The 5,212-nt window shown below is 27.1% G+C and carries 5 protein-coding genes; 4 read left to right on the top strand and 1 reads right to left on the bottom strand.

The window, feature by feature from the left end; genetic code table 11:
- Positions 1–197: 197 nt before the first annotated feature.
- The gene (locus Q5F54_RS10310; protein WP_281537815.1) at positions 198–1,058 is read left to right on the top strand and encodes an EamA family transporter; all 861 of its coding nucleotides are present in this window, start codon (positions 198–200) and stop codon (positions 1,056–1,058) included.
- A 266-nt stretch (positions 1,059–1,324) separates the two neighbouring features.
- Here Q5F54_RS10310 and Q5F54_RS10305 read toward each other — a convergent pair whose 3' ends face one another.
- Positions 1,325–2,173 carry a patatin family protein gene (locus Q5F54_RS10305; protein ID WP_302334376.1) on the bottom strand — a complete coding sequence of 283 codons (849 nt, stop codon included), beginning with the start codon at positions 2,171–2,173 and terminating at the stop codon, positions 1,325–1,327.
- A 180-nt stretch (positions 2,174–2,353) separates the two neighbouring features.
- Here Q5F54_RS10305 and Q5F54_RS10300 point away from each other — a divergent pair, with 180 nt between their 5' ends.
- The 3 genes from Q5F54_RS10300 to Q5F54_RS10290 all read left to right on the top strand — a co-directional run.
- Positions 2,354–3,463: a DUF362 domain-containing protein gene (locus Q5F54_RS10300; RefSeq protein WP_302334375.1), complete on the top strand. Its 1,110-nt coding sequence runs from the start codon at positions 2,354–2,356 to the stop codon at positions 3,461–3,463.
- Between the two features lie 276 nt (positions 3,464–3,739).
- A complete protein-coding gene (locus Q5F54_RS10295) occupies positions 3,740–4,303 on the top strand; it encodes a manganese efflux pump (RefSeq protein WP_302334374.1) in 564 nt (187 codons plus the stop codon).
- 16 nt (positions 4,304–4,319) lie between these two features.
- Positions 4,320–5,212, top strand: an 893-nt coding sequence (locus Q5F54_RS10290; protein ID WP_302334373.1) for a radical SAM protein, incomplete at its 3' end; no start/stop codon positions are given.

The raw sequence follows: 5,212 nt of genomic DNA, 5'->3' as shown, positions 1-5,212 counted from the left end.
AAACACTTTCATAAAATAAATAAAAAATATGCATTAATTAAATTAATGCATATTTTTTTATTTATCATATAATTGCAAAAAGTATTTGAAAATAATTATCATTTAAAGTAGAATAGTATTAAATATACAAATAACTAGACGCAGTATAATTATTTAATATTATATTGTATAAATTAGGTAATAAGGAGGAAGATTTAATGTGGATATTATTTGCATTTGGTGCTGCATTATTTGCGGGATTAACAGCAATTTTAGCTAAAATAGGAATTAAAAATGTTGATTCAAATGTGGCAACAGCAATACGAACTATTATTATATTAATTTTTTCATGGTTGATGGTTTTTATAGTTGGATCTTTTAACACTATATCAGATATAAGTAATAAAACATTGATATTTTTAATCTTATCTGGATTGGCAACAGGAGGATCATGGTTATGTTATTTTAAAGCACTTCAACTTGGAGATGTAAATAAAGTAACACCTATAGATAAATCAAGTACAGTACTAACTATGATACTTGCATTTATAATACTAGGAGAAAGTCTTAAATTTACAAAAATACTTGGAATGATAGCTATTGCTATAGGTACATACATGATGATTATAAGAAAAGAGGAAGATGAAAAATCTATAGAAAGTAACAAATGGATGTTTTATGCAATACTATCAGCAGTATTTGCTAGCTTAACTTCCATTCTTGGAAAAATAGGCATATCAGGTATTGAATCAAATCTTGGAACAGCAATTCGTACAATAGTAGTTCTTATTATGGCTTGGATAGTTGTGTTTGTAACTAAGAAACAAGGAGATATAAAGAATATAGATAAGAAGAGCTGGGTATTTATAGGTTTATCTGGTATAACAACAGGACTTTCATGGTTATGTTATTATAAAGCACTTCAAGATGGAGAAGCAAGTGTTGTGGTTCCTATAGATAAATTAAGTATATTGGTTACAGTTGCATTTTCATATGTATTCTTAAAGGAAAAGTTAAACAAGAAGTCATTTATAGGACTTATTATGATTGTAATTGGGACATTGATATTATTAGTATAGTAGCTTAATATTAATAAAAATGCTTAACTTGATAAATATAATTTAAATATTTCAAATTTATCAAGTTAAGCATTTTTTACGTACCATGAAATTATGATATAAAATTTTTTGTTGATAACTTATAAATATAAATAATATCAATAACTTCAGAAACGTAAAAATGACATTTTGAGCAACGGATGTGACCGAAATGCTTCGCCAACACGTTGCTCAAAGCGGTAGCGAGTGTCATATCGTTGGCGACATGAGCGTAGCGAATTTTTTATTTACTTATTTATAAATTCTATAATTTTTTCATATGAGTCTTTAGCATCATTATAACCATCATTATATAATGCTATTAATTTCTCTTTATTTTTTTCAACCTGGCTAACTTTAACTGGAGATTTAGGTCGTATAACAAAAACTTCCTCTTTTTCTTCTAAAGATTTTATTAAATCTAAACTTTTATTATAGTTTAGATGTCTATTTTCAATAGATTTCACTAATTTGGGATATTTTTTATACTTTCTTTTTATAGCAGATATGAACTTTACTTTACTTTTTCTGTAAGTTCTATCTCTAGTAAGCACTACTATATTTTTATTACATCCTTGTTTTAAGGCATACTCTATGGGAATAGAATCAGATACACCACCATCTACTAGTTTATAGCCATCAACTTTTACGATATTTGCAAACATAGGTATAGAACAAGATGCTTGTAGATACATTATATCTTTTTTCATATCTTTTAGCTGAAAATACTCAGCTTCTCCTGTCTCACAGTTTGTAGCAACTACGGTAAATTTACTTTTAGATTTATTAAATGTTTCATAATCATAAGGGTATAATTCATTAGGAATTTTATTAAACATTAAATCCATACCAAATATAGAACCAGTTTTTATTAAATTTCTAAAACTAAGATATTCTTTATCATGCAAATAGTCAATATTAGTTCTAAAGGCTCTATTATATTGTTTTGATAAATATGAAGCTGCATGGCATCCTCCTGCAGAAACACCGACAACTAAATCAACTTCTATATTTTTATCGATAAAGAAATCTAAAACACCAGCAGTATAAATTCCTCTCATACCACCGCCTTCTAAAATCAACCCTACTTTGTCCATAATATCCCTCCTAGATATAAATATATAATATATTTTAGTACAAAGGTTTATTTATGTATATAAAATTATAAACTACTATATAAATATATATTATTTACAAAATAAGCGTTATATAAAATAGTTATATATAATTTTTTATACTATAATAATATAGAAGTGATACAATAGGAGGAAATAGAGATGAATAAATCTAAGGTGTACTTTACTAATTTAAGAACTAATTCTAATATGACATTACTACAAAAGTTAGACAGATTAGTTAAAAAAGCAGGGATAGAAAATATTGATTTTAATGAAAAATTTGTAGCAATTAAAATTCATTTTGGAGAACCAGGAAACTTAGCATATTTAAGACCAAATTATTCTAAAGTAATAGTAGATTTAATAAAGTCTAAAAAAGGAAAGCCATTTTTAACAGATTGTAACACTCTTTATGTAGGAAGAAGAAAAAACGCAATAGAGCATATGGATGCAGCTTATGAAAATGGATATAATCCATTTGCTACAGGATGTCATGTTATAATAGCTGATGGTCTTAAGGGAACTGATGAAGCAATTATACCAGTTGAAGGTGGAGAATATGTTAAAGAAGCTAAAATTGGTCAATCTATAGCAGATGCAGATATATTTATAAGTATGAATCACTTTAAAGGTCATGAATCAACTGGATTTGGTGGGGCATTAAAAAATATAGGTATGGGATGTGGTTCTCGTGCTGGTAAAATGGAAATGCATTGTAGTGGAAAACCAGTTGTAAATCAAGATAAATGTGTATCTTGTGGAGCTTGTAGGAAAATGTGTGCTCATGGTGCCATTAGTTTTAACGAAAATAAAAAAGCAAATATAAATCATGATAAATGTGTAGGATGTGGACGATGTATAGGAACTTGTAATTTTGATGCAATAGAAAACCTTGAATATTCTGCAAATGATATATTAAATAAAAAAATAGCAGAGTACTCAAAAGCAGTACTTAGTGGAAAAGAACATTTCCATATAAGTTTTGTAGTTAATGTATCACCAAACTGTGATTGTCATGCAGAAAATGATGCGGCAATTATTCCAGATGTGGGAATGTTTGCATCATTTGACCCAGTTGCACTTGATATGGCTTGTGTTGATGCAGCTAATAAACAAGTTGTTATAAGAGATAGTTATTTAGGAGAAAAAGAACAACATACAAGTGATCACTTTATAAATAATCATCCAGAAACTAATTGGGAAGTATGTATAGACCATGCTGTTAAATTAGGGTTAGGAAATAAAGAATATAAATTAATAGAAATATAAAAATAGTACATATTATAGAAAAAAGTTGCCATTTTATATCTAATATTTATGGCAACTTTTTTATGTTAATATACACTTATATTTTTATAAATATATAAGTATTTTAAAGATTTAATATCTATGAAAAAATTAGAAATATACAAATCTATAAATTTGTATATATAGCTTTTACAAAATAAAAGTATTGAATATGTAAATTTTTTTTATTTATTCATAGATTAGATTATACAACTAAAAAGTCATTACTCAGAGATTTTATGAAATGAGGTCATAAGTGTGAGAGTAATAGAAGTAATACTAATTTCAATAGCTATTTCATTAGATATATTTAGTGTAATGCTTTGTAAGGGCTCAATAATAAATAAAGTAAATATAAATAAACTAATGAAGATGGGTATTATATTTGTAATATTTCAATCTATAGCAATTATACTTGGTAACTTAGCTATAAATATTCCTATATTAAAACATGAATTTAATGAATTAGGGAAAGGTTTCGCAGGGATTATATTTATTGTAATTGGTATTAATTTACTAAAAAAAGGTTTTAATAACGAATTTATAGAAGAAAGACTTTCAGGTATAGGTACAATGTATAAAGACATAGTATCAACATCATTATTATTTAGTTTAAAGGTATTTTTTATTAGTATTGGGTTTTTAATACTTAAAGCTAATATATTAATGATATCATCAATTTTAATTTCAATAAGTACATTATCTGTAATACTAGGAGTTTACTTAGGATACTTTATAGGTTATGAACATAAAGTAAAATCTTATCTAGTTGGAGGTACTATATTAATTCTGAGTGGAATATATACAATTTTTAGATTTTAGATAGGGGGGACTTTTTATGGGTTTAACACATGAAGCTTCAAGAGTTGCATTTAGCGCTTTAATAAATTCTACTATAAAATATGTAAACAAAGATAGAGAGAAAAGCTTAATGAAATTAGTAGATTTATCAGAACGTTTTATGGGAGATAATTATCCAAAAGAATCATATGAAGGTGCTAGAAGTTTAATACAAGATCCTGATGGAAAATGGATGAAATACTTAAATAAGGCATTAGATGAGATTCATCCTAATATAATTAAAACAGCAGCACTTAATCTTGGATTTGAAGCAGGTCTTTATAGTACTAAAAAAATACGTAAAATGAGAGAAGTACATGAGTGTAATATACCATGGGCAATACTTATTGACCCAACTAGTGCATGTAATTTAAGATGTAAAGGTTGTTGGGCAGCTGAGTATGGACATAAATTAAGCTTAAGTTACGATGAGTTAGACAATATTATTACACAAGGAAAAGAGCTTGGAATTTATTTTTACTTATACACAGGAGGAGAGCCATTAACTAGAAAAGATGATTTACTAAAGTTATGTGAAAAACATAATGATTGTGAATTTCATGCATTTACTAATGGGACTTTAATTGATGATGAATTTTGTAAACGAGTTGTTGATGTAGGAAACTTCACTATGTCTGTTAGTATAGATGGTAGCAAAGAAGTTAACGATGAAAGACGTGGAGAAGGCGTATATGATAAGATTATGACAGGCATGGAAAAATTAAAAGAGTATGGTATATTATTTGGAACATCAGTATGTTATACAAGTCAAAATGTATACAGTGTTACTAGTGACGATTTTTTAGATATGTTAATAGAAAAAGGTAGCCGATTTATATGGTATTTCCACTATATGCCAGTTGGAAATGATGCAGTAACGCAGCTTATGCC

Source organism: uncultured Romboutsia sp., assembly GCF_958366745.1.
In the GTDB taxonomy this organism is placed as follows: domain Bacteria; phylum Bacillota; class Clostridia; order Peptostreptococcales; family Peptostreptococcaceae; genus Romboutsia; species Romboutsia timonensis.
Note: the sequence above shows the minus strand (reverse complement) of the source record. Positions and strands in the feature narration are given on the sequence as shown.

What these genes read in the sequence shown, in the direction of transcription:
- Q5F54_RS10300 (WP_302334375.1), top strand. Translation starts at nt 2,354, where the DNA reads ATGAATAAATCTAAGGTGTACTTTACTAATTTAAGAACTAATTCTAAT.
- Q5F54_RS10310 (WP_281537815.1), top strand. Translation starts at nt 198, where the DNA reads ATGTGGATATTATTTGCATTTGGTGCTGCATTATTTGCGGGATTAACA.
- Q5F54_RS10305 (WP_302334376.1), bottom strand. Translation starts at nt 2,173, where the DNA reads ATGGACAAAGTAGGGTTGATTTTAGAAGGCGGTGGTATGAGAGGAATT.